14 protein-coding genes and 1 pseudogene are annotated in these 19,967 nt (G+C 40.6%); 8 read left to right on the forward strand and 7 right to left on the reverse strand.

From position 1 onward, the window contains the following. Positions 1-39: 39 nt before the first annotated feature. From V7K44_RS08715 to V7K44_RS08735, 5 genes are all read left to right on the forward strand, one after another. A complete protein-coding gene (locus tag V7K44_RS08715; protein WP_334930566.1) occupies positions 40-876 on the forward strand; it encodes a S1C family serine protease in 837 nt (278 codons plus the stop codon). Next, positions 873-1,508 carry a response regulator transcription factor gene (locus V7K44_RS08720; RefSeq protein ID WP_334930568.1) on the forward strand — a complete coding sequence of 212 codons (636 nt, stop codon included), beginning with the start codon at positions 873-875 and terminating at the stop codon, positions 1,506-1,508. Before V7K44_RS08715 ends, V7K44_RS08720 begins: the two co-directional genes overlap by 4 nt. A gap of 451 nt (positions 1,509-1,959) precedes the next feature. Further along, on the forward strand, positions 1,960-7,941 hold the full coding sequence (locus tag V7K44_RS08725) for a hybrid sensor histidine kinase/response regulator (RefSeq protein WP_334930570.1): 5,982 nt from the start codon (positions 1,960-1,962) through the stop codon (positions 7,939-7,941). Continuing rightward, positions 7,941-9,497 (forward strand): hybrid sensor histidine kinase/response regulator, encoded by a 1,557-nt coding sequence (locus tag V7K44_RS08730; RefSeq protein ID WP_334930572.1) that lies wholly within the window; start codon positions 7,941-7,943, stop codon positions 9,495-9,497. The genes V7K44_RS08725 and V7K44_RS08730 overlap by 1 nt, the downstream gene beginning before the upstream one ends. A 93-nt stretch (positions 9,498-9,590) precedes the next feature. Next, on the forward strand, positions 9,591-10,808 hold the full coding sequence (locus tag V7K44_RS08735; RefSeq protein WP_334930574.1) for a glycosyltransferase family 4 protein: 1,218 nt from the start codon (positions 9,591-9,593) through the stop codon (positions 10,806-10,808). A gap of 268 nt (positions 10,809-11,076) precedes the next feature. Here the strand turns inward: V7K44_RS08735 and V7K44_RS08740 are convergent, their stop codons facing one another. The 7 genes and pseudogenes from V7K44_RS08740 to V7K44_RS08770 form a co-directional block, all read right to left on the reverse strand. Then, a complete protein-coding gene (locus V7K44_RS08740; protein ID WP_334930577.1) occupies positions 11,077-11,358 on the reverse strand; it encodes a hypothetical protein in 282 nt (93 codons plus the stop codon). Next, positions 11,351-11,584 carry a hypothetical protein gene (locus tag V7K44_RS08745; RefSeq protein ID WP_094352841.1) on the reverse strand — a complete coding sequence of 78 codons (234 nt, stop codon included), beginning with the start codon at positions 11,582-11,584 and terminating at the stop codon, positions 11,351-11,353. Before V7K44_RS08745 ends, V7K44_RS08740 begins: the two co-directional genes overlap by 8 nt. Positions 11,585-11,949: 365 nt before the next feature. Beyond that, positions 11,950-12,067, reverse strand: a pseudogene (locus tag V7K44_RS33150) (ChaB family protein); the annotation flags it as partial. Between the two features lie 313 nt (positions 12,068-12,380). Continuing rightward, positions 12,381-12,920 carry a Dps family protein gene (locus V7K44_RS08755; protein ID WP_334930579.1) on the reverse strand — a complete coding sequence of 180 codons (540 nt, stop codon included), beginning with the start codon at positions 12,918-12,920 and terminating at the stop codon, positions 12,381-12,383. A 398-nt stretch (positions 12,921-13,318) separates the two neighbouring features. Beyond that, on the reverse strand, positions 13,319-13,675 hold the full coding sequence (locus tag V7K44_RS08760; protein ID WP_334930581.1) for a hypothetical protein: 357 nt from the start codon (positions 13,673-13,675) through the stop codon (positions 13,319-13,321). Positions 13,676-14,212: 537 nt separating this feature from the next. Next, positions 14,213-15,313: a glutamate-cysteine ligase family protein gene (locus V7K44_RS08765; RefSeq protein ID WP_334930583.1), complete on the reverse strand. Its 1,101-nt coding sequence runs from the start codon at positions 15,311-15,313 to the stop codon at positions 14,213-14,215. Between the two features lie 24 nt (positions 15,314-15,337). Next, entirely contained in the window at positions 15,338-15,469 is a 132-nt protein-coding gene (locus tag V7K44_RS08770; protein WP_334930585.1) for a hypothetical protein, read from the reverse strand. A 230-nt stretch (positions 15,470-15,699) separates the two neighbouring features. Between V7K44_RS08770 and V7K44_RS08775 the strand changes: the two genes are divergently transcribed. The 3 genes from V7K44_RS08775 to V7K44_RS08785 all read left to right on the forward strand — a co-directional run bounded on the left by V7K44_RS08775 (position 15,700) and on the right by V7K44_RS08785 (position 19,704). Next, entirely contained in the window at positions 15,700-16,377 is a 678-nt protein-coding gene (locus V7K44_RS08775) for a Mo-dependent nitrogenase C-terminal domain-containing protein (protein WP_334930587.1), read from the forward strand. Between the two features lie 245 nt (positions 16,378-16,622). After that, entirely contained in the window at positions 16,623-17,372 is a 750-nt protein-coding gene (locus V7K44_RS08780) for a DUF928 domain-containing protein (RefSeq protein WP_334930589.1), read from the forward strand. A 112-nt stretch (positions 17,373-17,484) separates the two neighbouring features. Further along, a complete protein-coding gene (locus tag V7K44_RS08785; protein ID WP_334930591.1) occupies positions 17,485-19,704 on the forward strand; it encodes a CHASE2 domain-containing protein in 2,220 nt (739 codons plus the stop codon). Positions 19,705-19,967: the final 263 nt, after the last annotated feature.

A 19,967-nucleotide genomic window follows, 5' to 3' on the forward strand; every position in this document is an offset into this window, starting at 1 on the left:
TGATTGATTTTACTTTGACACGCTCAAAAACTGTATAACATGGCAAACACAACATTAACTAACATCGCTGCTGAATTGACAGAGGTAGCTGCTAAACTACGCGATCGCACTGTCAAAGTAAAAAGCGGCTCTCTGGGAGTCGGTTCTGGTGTAATTTGGCAACCTGACGGACTAATTATCACTAATGCCCATGTCGCAACCAGCAACCGCGCAACTGTGGAATTGGCAGACGGAAGGATATTTGATGCGGTGCGTACACAATTCGATCCACAGCAGGATTTAGCAGCCCTGAAAATTGTTGCCACTGATTTAACTGCTGCAACTATCGGTAATTCTGAAGCGCTACGCGTGGGTGAATTAGTCTTAGCGGTGGGTAATCCCTTTGCTGACAGTGGGGCTGTGACAACTGGAATTATCCATGCAAATAATCCACGAGCAGTTATGGCCGATTTGCAGTTGTATCCTGGTAATTCTGGGGGGCCACTTGCCGATTGTCAAGGTCTTGTCGTGGGAATTAATACGATGATTGTTAATGGTTTGGCTGTGGCAGTTCCCAGCAACACCGTTGAGCGTTTTTTACAGGGAAATAGTCGTCCGCAACTGGGAGTTACACTGCAACCTGTGCTTTTAAGTAGGCGTAGCTTGGGTTTATTGGTGTTGTCAATTCTACCTAACAGTGCAGCAGAAAATGCTGGTGTACAAATCGGCGATATTTTAATTGGAGTTTCGGGGCGATTATTCACTAGCATGAATGACTTAAGCAAATATCTCCATGAAAGTAAAGGATCTGTGCCGCTACAACTCCTACGCGGTAGACAGCAATTCGTGATTTATGTTGCCGTGCAGTCCGATAAAACTGCTGTGGAGGCGACATGATCCGGGTGATGGTGGTCGCTACTTCCCCTGTGGTGCGAGCAGGGTTATCAACTGTGGTGACTACCAATCCTCGGTTGACGGTTGTGGGGAGTGCATCCGATTTGGATGTATTGGCAAGTGAAGTTGGGCAATTACAGCCGGATGTGGTGCTGGTAGATTTGAGCGGTAATTTTCAACAAGCGGTGTGGGAAAAATTGCTGGTTATTCAAGAACAGCAATATCCATTAGGAATAATCGTCATTGTTGAAGAACTCGACAGCATCGACTTAGAGACGGCGTTACGTTCTGGTATCCGGGGGATATTGCCCAGTAATAGTACAACAGAGTCAGAAATTGTTGCGGCTGTGGAAGCGATCGCTTTTGGTTTACTGGTGCTGCACCCGGATGCTGTAGAATTACTGTCTATCCGCGAAAAAGTGGTAACGAATCCCGTACAAAGCTTGACACCACGCGAGATAGAGGTTTTAGGAATGCTTGGCTCAGGATTGGGAAATAAAGCGATCGCAAAACGTTTACATATTTCTGAGCATACCGTCAAATTTCATCTTTCATCCATTTTTCAAAAGCTCAGTGTCTCCAGCCGCACCGAGGCTGTTGCTGTGGGTGTGCGGCTAGGTTTGATTATGCTTTGATCTTTAGACTTCTTGTATGAATCAATGAGCTTTCACCCTAAATCCCTCTCCCAAGCTTGGGAGAGGGACTTTGAAATTGGCTCCCCTTCTCCCAAAATTGGGAGAAGGGGTTGGGGGATGAGGGCGAATTTTGCATTTGTGCCATTCGTCTAATACAGAAGTCACCATTCATCTGGGTATTCTGACCGAAAAGCAGATAGCGCAGCGTCTATACAGTTCAGAATGAGCAACAAAACCCAGATGTAGAGACGCGATTTATCGCGTCTGGAAAGACCAATAACCTTTAACCCAAGCTTATATTTCCAAATGTTGAGCTTTATTTAGCCTTAGAGAAATTTTGGGCTGGTTGGGAATGCTAAAGAAAGCACCTGATTGTCCTTTTATTTGACAGTTGTGGATAACGTTCATTAGCCTCATACCCAGTTCATCGTACTACTCCAGCCTTAGAAAAATGATACCTGTCCTTCCCGGTTACAACTTTATTGAAGCTCTGCATGAAGGTGTGAATACCGTTGTTTATCGCGCTTCCAAGCAGTCAGATCAAACGCTTGCGATCGTTAAAGCCCTGAAAGCCGAGTATCCCAGCCTCGAAGAACTGACGCGACTCAGACATGAATATAAAATATCGCAGACATTAGTATATATAGAAGGAATTGTCAAGTCTCTAGCTTTAGAAAATCATCATAACGGTCTAGCCCTCATTTTGGCAGACTTTGGTGCAGAATCTCTGAAAAAGTATATTAGCGATCGCCAATTATCACTAACCGAATTTATCACAATAGCCATTCAGCTAGCATCCACTCTCACTCAACTGCATCAAGCCAAGATTATTCATAAAGATATTAAACCTGACAATATCGTTATTAACCCAAAAACCGGGCAAGTTAAAATTATCGACTTCAGTATTGCATCGCGGTTAGAAAAAGAAAATCAAAGCATTAGCAATCCCAATTTATTAGAAGGCACTCTCGCCTATATGTCACCGGAGCAAACCGGACGAATGAATCGATCAATTGATTACCGTACCGACTTCTATTCTTTAGGCGTTACCTTTTATGAAATGCTGACAGGTTCGCTGCCTTTTAATGCCGCTGACCCTCTGGAATTTGTTCATTGCCATATAGCCAAAACCCCAATAACGCCTCAAGAGTTCAATCCCAAAATTCCTTCAGCGGTTTCTGATATTGTCATGAAATTGTTAGCTAAAACTGCTGAAGATAGATATCAAAGTTCTCTAGGACTAAAAGCCGATTTAGAAACCTGTCTGACTCAATTACAGACGGATGGCGAGATTTACCACTTTATTGTCGGTCAACTCGATTCATACAGCCAATTTTCCATTCCGCAAAAACTCTACGGACGGGAAATAGAAGTTGCTACTTTGTTAGAAGCATTCGATCGCGTCAGTTCTGGTAGTACAGAAATGATGCTAGTTTCTGGTTACTCAGGCATCGGTAAATCGTGCTTAGTTTCCGAAGTTCACAAACCGATTGTGCGCCAGCGGGGTTATTTTATCTCCGGTAAATTTGACCAGTTCAAGCGGAATATTCCTTTTGCTTCCCTAATTCAAGCATTCCAAGATTTGATGCGGCAATTGCTAACAGAAACCGATGAACAAATCGCCATTTGGAAATCAAAACTAATAGATGCCCTAGGTTCCAATGGTCAAGTGATTATAGACGTTATTCCCGAATTAGAACGCATTATTGACCCGCAGCTAGCAATTCCTCAATTAGGGTCATCAGAATCACAAAACCGATTTAATCGAGTATTTCAACAATTCATTCATGTATTTAGTCAACCCGAACACCCGCTAGTTTTGTTTCTGGATGATTTACAGTGGGCGGATTCAGCTTCCCTCAAGCTTATCCAGTTAATTATGACCGACCCAGATAGCCAGTATCTATTGCTAATTGGTGCATATCGAGATAACGAAGTAAGTGCCACTCATCCCTTGATTCAGACCTTGGAGGAGATTCAAAATACTGGTGCGATCGTAAATAACATTATCCTCCAGCTTTTGGATATCGCTCACGTCAACCAGTTAGTAGCCGATACTCTTCGTAGTGAGATTTTAAAGGTAAAGCCGTTAGCTGAATTAATTTTTACAAAAACCCAAGGCAACCCCTTTTTCTTAACTCAGTTACTCAAATCTCTTTGTCAGGATAACTTGTTATTCTTTAACTTTGAATGCGGTTTTTGGCAATGGAATATTGAGTTTATTCAGGGAGTTAATATAACTGATAATGTCGTTGAATTGATGGTCAGTCAAATTCAAAAGCTGTCTGAGAAAACACAGAATGTGTTAAAGTTTGCCGCCTGTATTGGAGACAAATTTACTTTAGATATGTTGGCGATGATTAATAAAACATCTCAGTCAGAAACAGCAGCCGATTTGTGGGAAGCTCTGCAATCAGGTTTGGTTTTACCCCTCAACAATTCCTACAAAACACCGCTCGTTTTCGACTCAGAACAAATGGAGACTGAGAACAGGCGATCGCCTATTACTAATCACCCATCACCCATTACCTATAAGTTCTTACACGACCGGGTGCAGCAAGCATCTTATTCTCTCATTCCAGATGATCAGAAAAAACAGACTCACCTAAAAATCGGTGAATTGCTACTCAAACATACCTCGGAAATGGACATTGAAGAAAACATTTTTGAAATTGTCAACCAACTTAATGTTGGTGCTGAATTCATTACCCAACAGCCTCAAAAAGATAGACTAGCTCAACTCAATCTTATAGCTGGACAGAAAGCAAAAGCAGCAACAGCGTATGAATCATCTGTTAAATATTTAAATGTAGGTTTGGAACTTCTTGCGGCAGATAGTTGGCAGTGTCAGTATGACATGACACTCAATCTCTATGTAGAAACAGCAGCAGTAGAATTTCTCAACACTAATTTTGAGCGAGCAGAAATACTTTCTGATGTAGTTTTATCACAGGCAAAAACCCTACTCGATCGAGTCCAGGTATACGAGACAAAAATGCAGTTTTATATTGCTAAAAACCAAATGCAAGCTGCGTTAAATACCGGATTGCAAGTGCTGAAAATGCTAGGTTTGCCTTTATCAGAAAAACCCCCAACAAGACTGACTAGATTGAATTTAGGAGGAAAACGAATTGAGGATTTAACAGAATTGCCAGAAATGACTGATGTTTATAAATTAGCCGCACTGCGAGTTTTGAGCAATCTGATTCCTCCAGTTTATATTGCAGATCCCGAACTTTATCCCCAGGTCGTTTTTAAAATGACCAATCTCTGTCTCAAAGATGGAAACTCTCCTTTGTCAGCTTATACGTATGTACTTTATGGAATGTTGCTATGTGGCGCTTTTGAAGACATGGATTCTGGTTATCAATTCGGTCAGCTAGGCTTAAAGCTGTTAAATCAATTCAATGCTAAGGAAATGACGGCGAAAATCTATGAAACATTTAATTATTTTATCAGGCATTGGAAAGAACCAGCTATTAATACTATAGAACCGTTAATTGAGGGTGTACAAAGAGGGCTAGAAACAGGAGATTTAGAATATGCTTCTTATTCGGCTTGTTTTTATTGTACGCATTTGTTTTTTATCGGTGAAAATCTAGAAATAGCTCTCCAGAAACAGGCGCATTATATTGCTTTGATGCAAAGAACCAAACAAGAATTTCAAATTATTTATGCTAAGATAGTTCGACAAACAGGTTTAAATTTAATTAAAAAAACGGCAGAGCCATATCGATTAATTGGCGAAAGTTTTGATGAAAATAAAATGTTGCCAATTCTGATAAATAGCAATAATTATATGGCTATTTATCCTATCTATGTTTCTAAACTGATTCTGGGTTATTTATTTAAAAATTACGATCGCGCTGCTGAGGATGCCTTGCTGGCAGAAAAATACGAACAAGGTGGACGAGGGTTGATGTATAGAGCCGAACATAAATTCTACTCCTCTCTGACTCTCCTGGCTTTGTATCCCAGTGCATCAAAAAGCGATGCCTACGGCGGCAAGCTACGCCAACAATATTTTAGCCAAGTGATAGCGCAGCAGAAAAAAATGAAGCAATGGGCGTTGCATTCTCCTGCCAACTATCAGCATAAGTACGATTTAGTGGAAGCAGAAAAAGCACGAGTATTGCAACAAGATGCCAAAGCGATCGCGTTTTACGATCGAGCAATAACTGGAGCCAAAGAACATGGATATATTCAAGAAGAAGCCCTAGCCTTAGAACTAGCAGCAGAATTCTATTTTGCTTGTGGGAGAGAGAAAGTTGCTAATACCTATCTCAACGATGCCTACTATGGATATGGTTGCTGGGGAGCGAAGGCAAAAGTCAAAGACTTGGAAAAAAGATATCCCCAACTATTTCGGATATCAAAGCGAGAAACCGTCAGTAATGATGCGACTCGGATGATCAGCTATACGGATGAAAATGCTTCCGACTCGCTGGATTTAGCCACAGTTATGAAAGCATCTCAAGCCCTTTCTGGTGAAATAGTTTTGGGCAAGTTACTCGCTAAATTAATGACAATTGTACTAGAGAATGCTGGCGCTCAAACAGGCTATCTAATTTTAGAAAAATCAGGAGACTTGCTAATAGAAGCATCAGGAGCAGCAGACAAAAACGATATAACTGTGCTACAAGGAATACCAGTATCAACGAGTCCGCAGCTACCAATTTCACTGATTAACTATGTAGCCCGAACTAAAGAAAATGTTGTCCTCAGTAATGCAACTCGTGAAGGAACATTTACCACAGATACATACATCGCCACCCATCAACCCAAATCGGTTTTATGTACACCGCTTATCCATCAAGGAAAACTTAGTGGCGTCCTTTATTTAGAAAATAATCTCACCATTGGCGCATTTACATCAGATCGCTTAGAAGTATTACAACTGTTATCTTCTCAAGCGGCAATTTCCATTGAAAATGCTCGTCTTTATAAAGACTTGAAATTAGCCAACACTAACTTAGAAGCCAAAGTACAAGAGCGAACTTTAGAGTTACAAGAAAAAAATGTGCATCTGCAAAAAGCAGAAGAAATCGCCCAATCAGCCAACCGTGCTAAAAGTGATTTCCTCGCTAATATGAGCCATGAACTGAGAACACCACTTAATGGCATTTTGGGTTATGCCCAAATCCTCAAGCGTGAAAAAAGTTTAACTAACTCACAAAAAGATGGTGTAAATATAATTCATCAGTGTGGCGATCACCTCTTGAACCTAATCAATGACATTTTAGACCTCTCTAAAATTGAAGCGAGAAAAATGGAACTCCACCTAACGGATTTTCATTTTCCAGAATTTCTCGAAGGCATTGCCGAAATCTGCCGTATCCGCGCGGAACAAAAAGGTATTTGCTTAATTTTTGAACAGATTACTCAACTTCCTACAGGTGTCAAAGCTGATGAAAAACGGTTGCGGCAAGCTTTGATTAACTTACTGGGTAATGCCGTTAAGTTTACTGAAACTGGAGGCGTGGCTTTCAAAGTCGGCTATCAGGAAGGTAAAATTCGGTTTCAGGTGGAAGATACAGGAATTGGCATGGCACCAGAGCAATTAGAAGAGATATTTTTGCCATTCCAGCAGGTAGGAGATCGCGAGCGCAAAGCAGAAGGAACGGGATTGGGACTGGCAATTACCCGCCAATTAGTTCAGATGATGGGTGGCGAAATTCAGGTAAAGAGTAACTTAGGAAAAGGGAGTGTTTTCTTCTTTGATTTAGATTTATCTGAAGTTTCTAAATACGCTGATGTTATCAAAAAAGAACAACGAAATATCCAAAGTTTTAAAAGCGAGAAGCGGAAAGTTATCGTAGCAGATGACAGAATAGAAAATCGTACAATTTTGGTTAAGATGCTATCGCCTTTAGGGTTTGAAATGATAGAAGCAGTAGATGGTCAAGATTGTCTCAATAAGGCATTTGAATTAAATCCAGATTGTATCTTAATGGACTTGATGATGCCTCAAATGAATGGTTTTGAAACTACACGTCGCATTAGGCGATCGCCTGAACTAAAGAATGTAATAATAATTGGCACTTCTGCTAGCGTTTTTGATTTCGATCTCAACAAAAGTAGAGAGGCGGGTTGCAATGATTTTCTACCTAAGCCCATCCGCATAACAGAGCTTTTAGAAAAGTTACAGTATCACTTAGAACTGGAATGGATTTATGAAGATGGTGAAAAAGTATCTAAAGGTAACAAAGAAGAAAATTCTCAGCAATCATTGGTAGCTCCCTCGGCAGACGAAATTGCAACTCTGTTGAATTTAGCAATGAAAGGCGATCTAAAAGGTATTGTTGAGCGAGTTACTCACTTAGAAGAAATAGATGTTAAATATGCACCTTTTGCTTTAGAGTTGCGTCAATTAGCTAAAGGTTTTCAAGTGAAAAAAATTCGTGAAATTTTAAAAAATTTAGGAGTAAATTAATGAGTATTTTAAACATCGAAAATGGCATTATCTTAATCGTTGATGACAACCCGACAAACTTAGGAGTGTTATTTGATTTCTTGGCTGATTCTGGCTTCCAAGTTTTAGTAGCGCAGGATGGCGAGGATGCAATTGAACAGGTCGAATATGCTCTCCCCGATCTAATTTTGTTAGATGTACTCATGCCTGGTATGGATGGGTTTGAAACTTGTGAACACTTGAAAGCTCAAGAATCAACTAAAGACATCCCCGTAATCTTTATGACGGCGCTTTCTGAGACGGTGGATAAGGTCAGAGGGTTGAATCTTGGGGCGGTGGATTACATCACTAAGCCGCTTCAGCATGAAGAAGTTTTAGCCCGTGTCAAAATCCATTTAAGCATCCGAAATCTGACTAAAAGACTGCAAGAGCAAAATGTGCATCTAGAGCAGGAGATTCAAGAGCGGGCTAAGGCAGAGAACGCCCTCTTAAAACTGACATCTGAGTTAGAAGAACGGGTGGAAGAAAGAACGGCTGCACTTGGAGAATCTAATCAGCTGCTGCAACAGGAAATCCAAGAGCGCATTTTGACAGAGCAAGCATTGCAAGAATCAGAAGTACGCTATCGAGAACAAGCCAATCAGCTAGAACTTGCCTTTCGCCAACTTCAAGAAACTCAAAGTCAACTGGTTCATAGTGAGAAAATGTCCAGTCTGGGACAATTGGTGGCGGGTGTCGCTCATGAAATTAATAATCCCGTCAACTTTATTTATGGGAATTTGACTCACGCCTATGAATATACCCAAGGCTTGCTCGACCTCTTGAACCTCTATGCTAAGTACACTCCCTCACCGCTACCTGAAATTCAACAACTAGCTGAGGCGATAGATTTAGAATTTCTGAGTGACGACCTACCTAAATTGCTGAGTTCGATGAAGGTTGGGGCTGACCGCATCCGCGAGATTATTCAGTCGTTACGGATTTTTTCACACGTGGATGAAACCCAAATGAAGCCGGTGGATATTCACGCTGGGCTAGATAGCACGCTGCTAATTTTGCACAATCGGTTTAAAGCCAGTTCTAACCAACTAGGTATTCAACTCGTTAAAGACTATGGCGACCTACCGCTTGTAGAGTGTTATGCAGGACAACTCAACCAAGTGTTTATGAATATACTGGCGAACGCAATTGATGCTTTAGAGGAGTACGATAAAGAGCGATCGCCCCAAGAAATTTACTTTTGCCGCAGTACAATTTGGATTTGTACTGAAGTAACTGACAATAAGTTTGTGACTATTAGGATTAGGGATACTGGCCCCGGTATAACAGAGGAAGTACGCGATCGCCTATTTGACCCCTTCTTTACAACAAAACCCGTAGGTAGAGGTACGGGCTTAGGCTTGTCGATTAGCCAGGAAATTATTGTCTCCAAACATGGTGGTGAAATAAAGTGTCTTTCAGCACCTGGTCAGGGAACAGAGTTTATGATTAAAATTCCGATGCGATGGCGTAACCGCCCGCCGGAGGCATCGCACCCTTTAGAATTGACTGTGGCTGCACCGTTCTATTTTGCCTAAACCAAAAACTTTTGAAAACGAGTCTAATCAAATGATGACATACAGCCTCCAATCAAGTCATGGTGTATGTATCACATTTGAGCGATCGCTTGTATGAACATTTTAATGCTATCTTCCACCTTTCCCTACCCACCAACGCGCGGAGGAACCCAAGTTAGAACATTTAATTTACTTAAGTACTTGAGTCAACGCCATAATGTCACCCTCGCGACTCAACGCGAGAGCGATGTTACAGACGCAGAAGTAGCAGGATTACGCGATTGTGTAGATAATCTAGTTATTTTTGAACGCCCGCCAGATTCTCGAACCACCGGAATATTCAAGAAAATACAGCGATTTGGGAGATTTTTGCAGCAGGGAACACCGCCAAGTGTACTTAACCGCTACTCAGTTGAGATGCAAACATGGGTTAATAGCTGGGTGGAAGCGGGAAAATGTGATGTCATTACCTGCGAACATAGCGTCAATGAAATTTATGTGCAGCCACATTTTCAGAAACAACTAAAAACTATCGTTAATGTTCATAGTTCTGTTTACGCTAGCTGTCAGAACCAATTAGCAACAGGCATTTCCGAAAATTCACTCAGAGACAAAATTAATCTGCCACTTTTGCGGCGTTACGAGCAAAACTACTGCGCTAAATTTTCGGCAATTGTGGCAACAACAGAAGAAGATAAAATTCAACTACAACAATTTAACCCCAATAGTGAAATTACAGTTATTCCCAATGGCGTAGATTTAGTTTCTTTCCCTAACCGTACCACCGATCCCGGAGGACATCGCCTAATTTTTATTGGTGCAATGGATAATTTAGCAAATATTGATTCTGTCTGCTTTTTCAGCAACAAAGTCTTGCCAGAAATCCAAAAATTATATCCCGATACAACTTTCGATATTGTCGGTTCTCACCCAGTGGCAGAAGTTTTAGCACTTGATAAAAAACCAGGAATTAATGTGCTGGGGCGTGTACCTTCGATGGCAGAATATTTACATCAAGCCACCATCTGCGTTGTACCGATGCGGACTGGGTTTGGTATTAAAAATAAAACTTTAGAAGCAATGGCAGCTGGTATACCTGTAGTAGCCAGCGATCGCGGCTTAGAGGGATTAGCTGTAGATGCTGCTAGTCATCCATTACGGGCATTACGAGCCAATAAACCAGCAGAGTACGTCACCGCTATTAGTCAACTATTCGATCGTCCACATCTGCGTTCAGAATTGTCTCACAATGGCAGAGAACTGGTAGAAAAAGAATTCACTTGGGATATTGCTGGTAAAAGCTATGAACAAGTTTGTCTTGGGAGAGAGTAATACTAATTTGTAATTCGTAATACTTCTCTATGAGAGGCTGCGCCAACGGCTACGCTCAGTGCAAGTTCGTAGTTCGTAATTAGCACACATTAAAAATGCTTGTATTCAAAAATCTCTCACCACTAACTCTAGATAATTTCTAATTCTTCTTTCTTGTCTCTGTGTGACAAATATGTGTAGAGACGTTGCATTGCAACGTCTCTATTCGGTTGTGCAAATGATCTTATCTAAATCGTATTGGTTTTTAGTTAGCTGGGAAATAAGCACGTCAATTATTGTCAAATCTAGTCGAACAACCTAACACAAGTAATTTCTTCTGCTTACGCTTATTCTTATTCTTGAGAGTAATCAAATAATTATCAACATAGCGAAAAGCAGCTGCACCGTCATAATCAGCAATGGCTATAGCTTGTAAGAAAACCTTTGAGGGAATTTCAAACCCTAAAAATTTTTCTGTTAAGATTAACAAATCTTCATCTGTAGCAGGAAAAGTAGTTTCTTCTGTATCTTCGTAATCAGAAAATATATCATCGATTAATGCTTTATACACTTTGTACCTCCCCAAAAGCATAAGATGCAAAGCCTGTAATGAAGTTTAGCTGCTGATCGCGAGTTTGTAAGTTAACAGGGAGTTCAGTACCAGCACATCCGATTTCCCGTAAAATTTCCAAACAATAAGCACCGAGTTGAGTGTATGGAGCTTGCTCCAATTCTTGAGCTACTTCTAGAGCCATCTCCAGATTGACTTGGATAACCGTCTTTACAGGGTTGGTCATAAATCCGCCCTAATAAACTGGATGCTCTAAGTTTTGATCACAAGCAGAAATAGCGTAACGGTGTTTTTGCGGAATTTATGAAGAGGGGAAATTAAAGTATCAGCGCATTTGCGGTAATGTATCCGAAATTATGCAAACTAGTCCCAGAGTAGGCAATTTATATTTAAGTGCGATCGCTTGTCATAATACGTATAAATATGTACAAATATTTCAATATTATTGCCAATATACTTACTTTTTGTGGGGTAAGCCGCAAAGCCCACCCCACAATATTAGATAATTTATTTGTTATAAATCCCTGATATCTCAATACTTGTCGGGTTTTGGGAAAAAGGGCAAAACGTAGTTTTCTTCGCCACCAGCACACTTTCGAGCAGTAATTGAAACTCGCCGATGCGATCGCTCGGCACTTCTGCGATCATGAAAAATTCGCCAGCTTTTAAGCGAGTTTGGTAGATCAGCCGCTTTATCTTCTGGCATCCCCTATGTTGTTTTTGCAATAAAGATGACCAATCAATTTTGGATTTTAGATTGACTGCACTTATAAAGGGGAACCACACGGTTGACAGGTTCCCCGACATAAAGGATCTAGTCGCATGGATGCGTCTCCCAACTTGAGGCGACTAGCGTCTAGTTGTGTTGGCGCACTAACCAATTTTCAATTCCAAAATCCAAAATTGGCATCGTGAAGAGTTAGATGCAAGCAGATTAATCCTTTCACACTAGTTAAAAGCAGGGTTGATTCCTGCTTGTAACTAGTTTCAGAGATAGTCATCTTCAACTCAGACGTTATCAGCTATACACCTACAGGAGTCTTAGCCCCTTCTGCTGGCTTTCTACCATCTGAGTCTAGTGCCTCGCCTTCAATAAATGAACGGAGCATCCAAGCTATCTGTTCATGCTGTTCGAGTAGTCCAGTTAAAAAGTCAGCAGTTCCCTGATCGTGGAACTTTTCACCAGACTGATCCACATGGTCTCTCAAATTACGAATAACCTGCTCGTGATCGTCCACTAAATTAGCTACCATTCCTGTTGCAGTGGGAACATTACCAGCGTGTTCCTTGAGGGTAGCAAGCTTGAGAAATCCCTCCAATGTGCCAACTGGATAACCACCCAAAGCACGAACCCGCTCTGCCAAAGCATCAATATTTAAAGTCAGCTTTTGGTAGTGTTCTTCCCAAAGCTGGTGCAAAGAGCGGAACTGAGGGCCAACGACATCCCAGTGGTACTTTTTGGTTTTCACCAACAGTAAATAGGCATCTGCCAAATCTTGATTCAACAGATTAATTACACCTTGACGCTGTTCTTCGGTCAAACCAATGTTTATCGCACGCATTATTTTCCATCCCTAAGCAAACTTATCTATTAATTTGCCAAATTTTCCATACAATCCACATCAACCAAAGGAAACATTATGAGTTTAGATTAATTATTATATTACATAATTATACCTATGCCTTAATAGGTAGTACTATTCGGTCGATAGATAATTTATAGCGTTTACTAATCACATGAGGTAGATCGTAGTCCCCGCTCTTCGAGAGGGGAGCAGGGTGGGGTTCTTGTACCTCACTCAACTGAGAACCGCTATATCAATATCAATTAGCTATGTATCCTTACTTTTTATCAGCTAAAAAAATAGAGATATTACTATAATAAATATAAATAATAATGGGTGATTGCTTTTACGCAATCACCCATTATTAATGAAAAATTACTAAGGTATTAACTCTGTTACTTACCTGTAATTTTGTCTAACAAATTATTTGCTTTTTCTTCCACAGATTTTGCACCCTGAGAATTTTCAGGACTCTTTTGCTTGTCAATATCAGCAGATCCTTGAACCTCATTAAGCCCTTCGCTAGTTTCCTTTTGAGTCTTTTTCAATCCTAGTGGTGGTTCTTTAGCGGCTTCATCAGTTTTGGCCTGAATGTCAAGCAGTTGTGTAGTACCTTCGGTGGGGTTACTTTGGTAACTATCAATTGCAAAAGCAGGAAAAGCATTAGAGAATAATACTAGGGCGCAAGTAAAAGCCACTACAAGAAAACGTACTGGACGGAAAATAGATAAAACAGAAGCAATTGTCTTCATTTGAAATCCTCGATAACAGCTTTAACAACGCAGAATTTTACACTAAAAGAGCGAAGCATATACCTTTACTTAACAATTTTAAGCAATAATCAAACTGGCGAGCTCCGCTTCAACTTAGAAGTTATTGAAAAACGAACCTGACGAAGAAATTTATTTTGCCTTTCTGCATTGGATTAGTAAGGGATAATAAGCAAATACCACCTTAATTTTTTAGCAAAATCATTAGATTTCATAATTGAAGTTCTTCGTTTCAGGTTCCCTGTTTACACTTTTACTTTGAAAAAGCTAAGGTCTGCATCAATCTGTAGAATGAAGTTTGCTGTATCTTTAGTTGCAATAAAATCAGCCTCTAGGTATATCGACTTAATCTAGTTTTGGCAGAGTAATGGCTCTACTATTTATGTTCAGTTAGCTCGACTTTATCCAATTCAAAGGATTTTAATGGCTATGCACCTGAGAGTAAATTTGTAAAGGATCAATTTATATAAAGATTCTCCTTAATCTCCTTTCATAAAAGGAGAAAAATAAATCTTTTCTTTAAACTTGATAAGTCTGCCTTATTACCTCTTCTATTGAACTTACCCGATGGAACATTTCTATTAATTCATGGGATCTTGTTTTTCGCTTTGCCAGTAGCACTTTTAATGGTGTCAAATAATGAACATCTGAATCGTCTCCCAAAGCAACTTCGGCTGCTTGTAAGACTTTTGTGGCATTCTCAAAAATATCTTCGTTGTCAAATGCTTCTTTTGCGGAAAGTTGGTGTAAGGCTGCATCGGGTACAGTTGCTCTACTGGGCAAGGTTTTATCTAATACCAAACCTTTCAATAATGTCAGCAAAGCTGCGTAGATAAAAAAATCATCACAGCTATCACAAGCCTTAAATTCGATGCGTCCCACTTCCGCCGGAATGCGGGCAATTTTTGTTAAGGCAGGTATGCTATTAATCAGTTGTTCTTCTTTTTGAACAAAAACCAGAGTTGCTGGTCTTTTTCCAGTTCTGATAAATGTTCGTACCGATAGTCCATCCCATAAATCTCCATTATAAAAGGGAGAGCTATAACTAAAAGGAACGATATAGGGACTGTAATAAGTTAACTTTCTGCCAATATCAATTACATCTTCAGTTGACAAATCTGCCACTGAAATATTTAAATCTGGTCCATAAGATACCATGTGAATATTCGCAGTTTGTTCGTCAGGATAAGCTTCTAGCTGTTTGATTTCATAATTGTTTAATGGGGGTTGAGGCTCAAAAGCTGGATTGTAGGGATTGAAACTAACCAAAACTGGTGATAAGCCAAAGTCAGCGGCAACCTTACGTAACAAGTCAAAACTTTCTGATAATTCAGTAATAGCGCCTTGAATATTAGAATGGATAGTTGTTCTAATTTCAATACCTTTAACATGACAATCTATCACTTCATCAGAATCTACAAATCTTTCAAATCCCTCAATGTACCATCTCTTCATCTTAATACCCGCATCGCCGACGCGGAGTTGAGGATAGTCACTGGGGTATGTAGGTAGCCTTGCAATAATTTGATTGAAATCAGAAAATTTGGTATGAGAAAAATCAGCAAACTTTCCCTCATTGTTCAAGAAAGCGACTTCATGTTCAATGCCAAAGAAAAACATTATATATACCTTAATTTTTTAGAGTTAACCTAATTTAACTAATGCCAAGCGATCGCAATTCCATAGAGAAGCAAGTAACATCAGTAAACGATTCATTAGAGAAAAGCGTCGGCGATATTTAGCTGGCAGGTTCGCATACTTAGAAAACTCCATCATTCTGTAGCGCAAATTACAGTCTTGAACCTTATAAATATTTGAGATAGTCCAATCGAATTCACTTTAAGTAGAAAGATTCTCAATAACGGTACAAATGGATTTTACCTTAAGACCGACTGTTGCGATTTGAAAACTTCTCTGATTTATTTTTCTGTGTTGCTTCTACTATCTTCATAGTCACTGCTTAGGGTAGCGTAGTAGTGACTGAGGAAAGCTTGAGACGTGAGTTTATGACAAGTACCGTTCAATCCCCCTACAGCAACGAACAGATTGCCGCTTGGTTGCGTGGACTGCTTACTATTGCTTGGGCTGATGGTAATTTTGATGACCAAGAACAGGAATTAATTGCCAGCATCACCGAAAATGAATTAGCTCCTAAAATTAAATTCGATTCACTAGAGGTAATTACCGCAGAGGAATTAGCCGCAGCGTTGGGTAAAGGTACACCAGCCGCAGAAAATTTCTTAAGGACAGCGATAATGGTAGCGATCGCAGATGGTACTTATTCTCCCAGCGAAGATGAGGTTCTGCAACAGTTCTGTCAAGCTTTGGAACAGCCAGAGAAGTTACTGGAAGCCCTTCGTCAAACTCTGGAATACCCACAGCAAATTATCCCCACTATCGCCAGCACTGGGCTGACAAAGCGTCAAATTAATGCCCTACACCCTCTGCAAGACTGGCTCGATGGGCTAGATATCCAAGACCCAAGAGTAGCCCGCTTTTTGTGTAAAATGATTCCCGCCCAGTGCCCCTTTGAGCGTGATGTCACCCTATTTGGACGCAAGATTGTGCATATACCACCGATGTGTAAAATTAACCCGTTATATGAGCAACTGGTAGGCTTACGTTTCCGCGCTCTCTCCTATTTAGCAGATAAATGCGGTGAAGATGTTTCACCATATATTTGAGTGGGGAGCAGGGGAGCAGCACTTCTCTACGAGAGGCTGCGCGTAGCTTGCTTCCCCGGAGGGGTACGGCTACGCTCTGTTACCGAGGATAAGTTGCAGTAAGTTTTTCCCCCCTGCCTCTTTGCCCCTCTGCCTCTTCACCAATGCCCAATAAATAGTTCTGTAGTTGAGTGAAAAATCTGACTCTGCTTTTGGGAATACTTGATTTATTCACCTGACTAATCTAGAACTCAGGCATTATCAATATGAAAGGGATTAAACCATCTCTATATTTTGTACCCTTTTCCTTACCTTTGTATTTGCTTTCTGGTTTAACAGCACAGGTACAAGCTCAGTCGTACCATGCCAATAAAACTTGGCAAATTAGTCAAACATTTAAGCCACCACAGCGGGGAAAACCTCCCGCAAGTGCTGGTGGTTCTACCCGTGGTAGCTCTTGTCTAACAGGCAAAAAACTGATCGTTCCCTTAATACCCCCAGATAAATTAGGGCTGACATTTGCTCAACATCCAACATTTTTCTGGTATATACCTCCATCTCAACTCAAAACAGCCAAGTTTCTGCTCTTGACTGAAGATCAGAACGTATTTTATGAAACCTCTTTTACACTTCCAAATAAACCGGGAATTATTAGCTTTAAACTTCCTGACAATGCCCCTGCACTTGCTGTAGGTAAAACTTATCACTGGTATCTAACAATTGTTTGTGATACTCAAGACTCTAGTCAAAATCCGACTGTAGATGGTTGGGTGGAACGCACTCAGCCAGAAGCAACCTTGTCGCAAGCGTTAGCAAAGGCAAATTTATACAAGTTGCCCACCATCTATGCAGAAGCTGGGATTTGGCATGAAGCGCTGACTAGTTTGGTGCAGCTACGCCGGACTGAGCCAAATAATTTCAAAGCAAGGCTCGATTGGAGACAATTTTTCAAGTCTGTAGGTTTGAATGCGATCGCTTCGGAACCATTGATTGATTGTTGCACATCTAAGAATTAACCACAAAATTAAAAAAGGGTATTGGGCATTGGGAAAACTCCAAACTCCAAACTCCTAACTCAGCACGGGCTAAACCCTAGCTATCCGCTAACAGCACTCAGCACTAAATATTATGTGGGCAAAGCTGAAACCGCACATCTGGCAATGGCGGGGTGTTTTACTTGCTGTTCCCAATATTACAGCTCTGGTGATTGCAATACGCTTGACTGGATTACTGCAATTGTTGGAATTGGCAGCACTAGATCAATTTTTTCTCCTCCGTCCACAAGAGCCGGCTGATACCCGCATTGTCATAGTTGAGATTAATGAGGCAGATGTCCGCAAGCAGGGACAGTGGCCTATGCCTGATGGAAAACTTGCTAGTTTGTTAGAGAAAATCAAACAGCAAAAACCTAGAGCGATTGGTTTAGATATTTATCGTGATTTACCCGTGAATCCCGGTTATCAAGATTTACTTAAGGTTTTTAAGTCTACTCCTAATTTGATTGGAGTCCAAAAAGTCTCTGATACGATTGATAGTTCGGCGGTTGATTCATCTCCAGAACTGAAGAAACTTAATCAAATTGGGTCGAATGATTTACCCATAGATGGAGATGGCAAAATTCGGCGAGCATTATTGTACGTAAATTTAAATAATGATGAGATTCTGGAAAGCTTTGGGTTAAAACTGGCATTGTTGTACTTGAAACCTGAAGGTATTACTGCCAAGCCATCGGCAATTAACTCTAATTACTTGCAGTTAAATCGGGGTGTTTTCCCGATTTTTGAAGCTAATGATGGAGGTTACGTCCGAGCCGATGCTGGAAGTTATCAAGTGCTGTTGAATTACCGAGGACGGATACAGCAATTTACTAAAGTCTCTCTTACCGAAGTGCAAGAGAACCGCATCCCACGAGATTTAATGCGAGATAAGGTGGTATTAATTGGTGCTACCGCCGAGAGTTTGAAAGATTTATTCTATACGCCTTACAGCAGTAATGTCTTGACTGACCCAGAACGAATGGCGGGTGTAACAATTCATGCTAATTTGATTAGTCAAATTTTAAGTTCGGCAATGGAAGGTCGTCCACCGATTAAGTGTTTACCTGAGCCGCTAGAATGGCTATTGATTTTGATTTGGTCAATTATTGGTGCTAGCTTGTGTTGGCTGCAACGGCACAGTAGCAACCAGAAAAACCTCATGGCTGTTAGTGTTTTGTTGGCGGGTGGCGGTTTAATTGGTGGTAGTTTTCTGGCGTTTTTGGCTGGTTGGTGGATTCCTGTTGTACCTTCACTGCTGGCATTTATCGGTTCTGCGATCGCACTTACTCAGTATATTGCTCAAAGTGCTACCGAGATGCGGAAAACCCTCGGTCGCTATCTAACTGATGAAATCGTCGCCAATATCCTCGAAACTCCTTCTGGGTTAAAGCTAGGGGGAGAACGCCGAAAAGTTACGGTTCTCGTGTCTGATTTAAGAGGATTTTCGGCTATTTCCGAACAATTGCCCCCGGAAGAAGTAGTAAAGATTTTGAATCTTTATTTGGGAACAATGACAGATGTAATTAACCAGTATAAAGGCACGATTAATGAGTTTATGGGTGATGGTATTTTTGTGATTTTTGGTGCGCCAATTAGTCGCAAAGATGATTCCCAACGAGCGATCGCTTGTGCTATTGCCATGCAACTGGCAATGCAGCAAGTGAATGAACAAAATCAGCAAATGAATTTCCCAATCTTGGAAATGGGAATTGGGATTAATACAGGCGAGGCTGTGGCGGGAAATGTTGGTTCTCAAAAACGCGCTCAATATACAGTCATTGGCAGTCATGTTAATTTGGCTGCTCGAATTGAATCTTATACAGTGGGAGGACAAATTTTAATTTCTGAAAATACCTGTAAGGATGCCAATATTGACCTACAAATTGCTGGGCAATTACAAATAGAACCCAAGGGTATAAAACACCCTGTGACAATTTGTGAAATTCGTGGCATTGGCGGTAAATATAATTTATTCTTGCCTAAATATGATGAAGAAACGATCGTTCTCACTCAAAAAGTGCCTGTAGAATACTCCATTTTGCAGGGGAAACATACAGTAGGAACAGTATTTATGGGGGAATTGATTAGCCTCTCAGAAAAAGGAGCGCAGCTGCGATCGCCACATTATTTAGAACTCTTAAGTAATCTCAAACTCAAGTTATTGATTGAAGCAGAAATGGCTACAGAAGAAGATATCTACGCCAAGGTGATCGAACAGTCTCATGTTGACGAGCATCTTTTTCTGCTTCGGTTTACAGCAGTTCCCCCAAAAGCTGACGCAATTCTCAATGCACTGCGTCAGCTAGGGTGAGATTAAGGCATCAATCTTGAAATGGTAACAAAGGGAGGTGTATGTAAATAGGGTAAACCGAAAAAGTAGGTAGTCTAGCTTTTTCTAAAACAGTAACAATTCTTGCTGATACAACCAGGCGATCGCGGTAAGATTTTGGACTTAAGCCCGATCCAACTCCAATAACTCATAATTTTCAACGAATAATTAATAATTCGTAATTTCTGCTATGAAGCAACTCACTTGAGTTCTGGAGTTAAAAATATGATTTCTTCTAAAACTGA

The sequence above is a fragment of the Nostoc sp. genome (assembly GCF_036917235.1).
Taxonomy (GTDB): domain Bacteria; phylum Cyanobacteriota; class Cyanobacteriia; order Cyanobacteriales; family Nostocaceae; genus Nostoc.

Coding starts and splice junctions, on each gene's coding strand:
- V7K44_RS08725 (WP_334930570.1), top strand. CDS start 1,960: ATGATACCTGTCCTTCCCGGTTACAACTTTATTGAAGCTCTGCATGAA.
- V7K44_RS08715 (WP_334930566.1), top strand. CDS start 40: ATGGCAAACACAACATTAACTAACATCGCTGCTGAATTGACAGAGGTA.
- V7K44_RS08760 (WP_334930581.1), bottom strand. CDS start 13,675: ATGAAGACAATTGCTTCTGTTTTATCTATTTTCCGTCCAGTACGTTTT.
- V7K44_RS08720 (WP_334930568.1), top strand. CDS start 873: ATGATCCGGGTGATGGTGGTCGCTACTTCCCCTGTGGTGCGAGCAGGG.
- V7K44_RS08785 (WP_334930591.1), top strand. CDS start 17,485: ATGTGGGCAAAGCTGAAACCGCACATCTGGCAATGGCGGGGTGTTTTA.
- V7K44_RS08755 (WP_334930579.1), bottom strand. CDS start 12,920: ATGCGTGCGATAAACATTGGTTTGACCGAAGAACAGCGTCAAGGTGTA.
- V7K44_RS08780 (WP_334930589.1), top strand. CDS start 16,623: ATGAAAGGGATTAAACCATCTCTATATTTTGTACCCTTTTCCTTACCT.
- V7K44_RS08765 (WP_334930583.1), bottom strand. CDS start 15,313: ATGTTTTTCTTTGGCATTGAACATGAAGTCGCTTTCTTGAACAATGAG.
- V7K44_RS08770 (WP_334930585.1), bottom strand. CDS start 15,469: ATGATGGAGTTTTCTAAGTATGCGAACCTGCCAGCTAAATATCGCCGA.
- V7K44_RS08730 (WP_334930572.1), top strand. CDS start 7,941: ATGAGTATTTTAAACATCGAAAATGGCATTATCTTAATCGTTGATGAC.
- V7K44_RS08735 (WP_334930574.1), top strand. CDS start 9,591: ATGAACATTTTAATGCTATCTTCCACCTTTCCCTACCCACCAACGCGC.
- V7K44_RS08745 (WP_094352841.1), bottom strand. CDS start 11,584: ATGACCAACCCTGTAAAGACGGTTATCCAAGTCAATCTGGAGATGGCT.
- V7K44_RS08775 (WP_334930587.1), top strand. CDS start 15,700: ATGACAAGTACCGTTCAATCCCCCTACAGCAACGAACAGATTGCCGCT.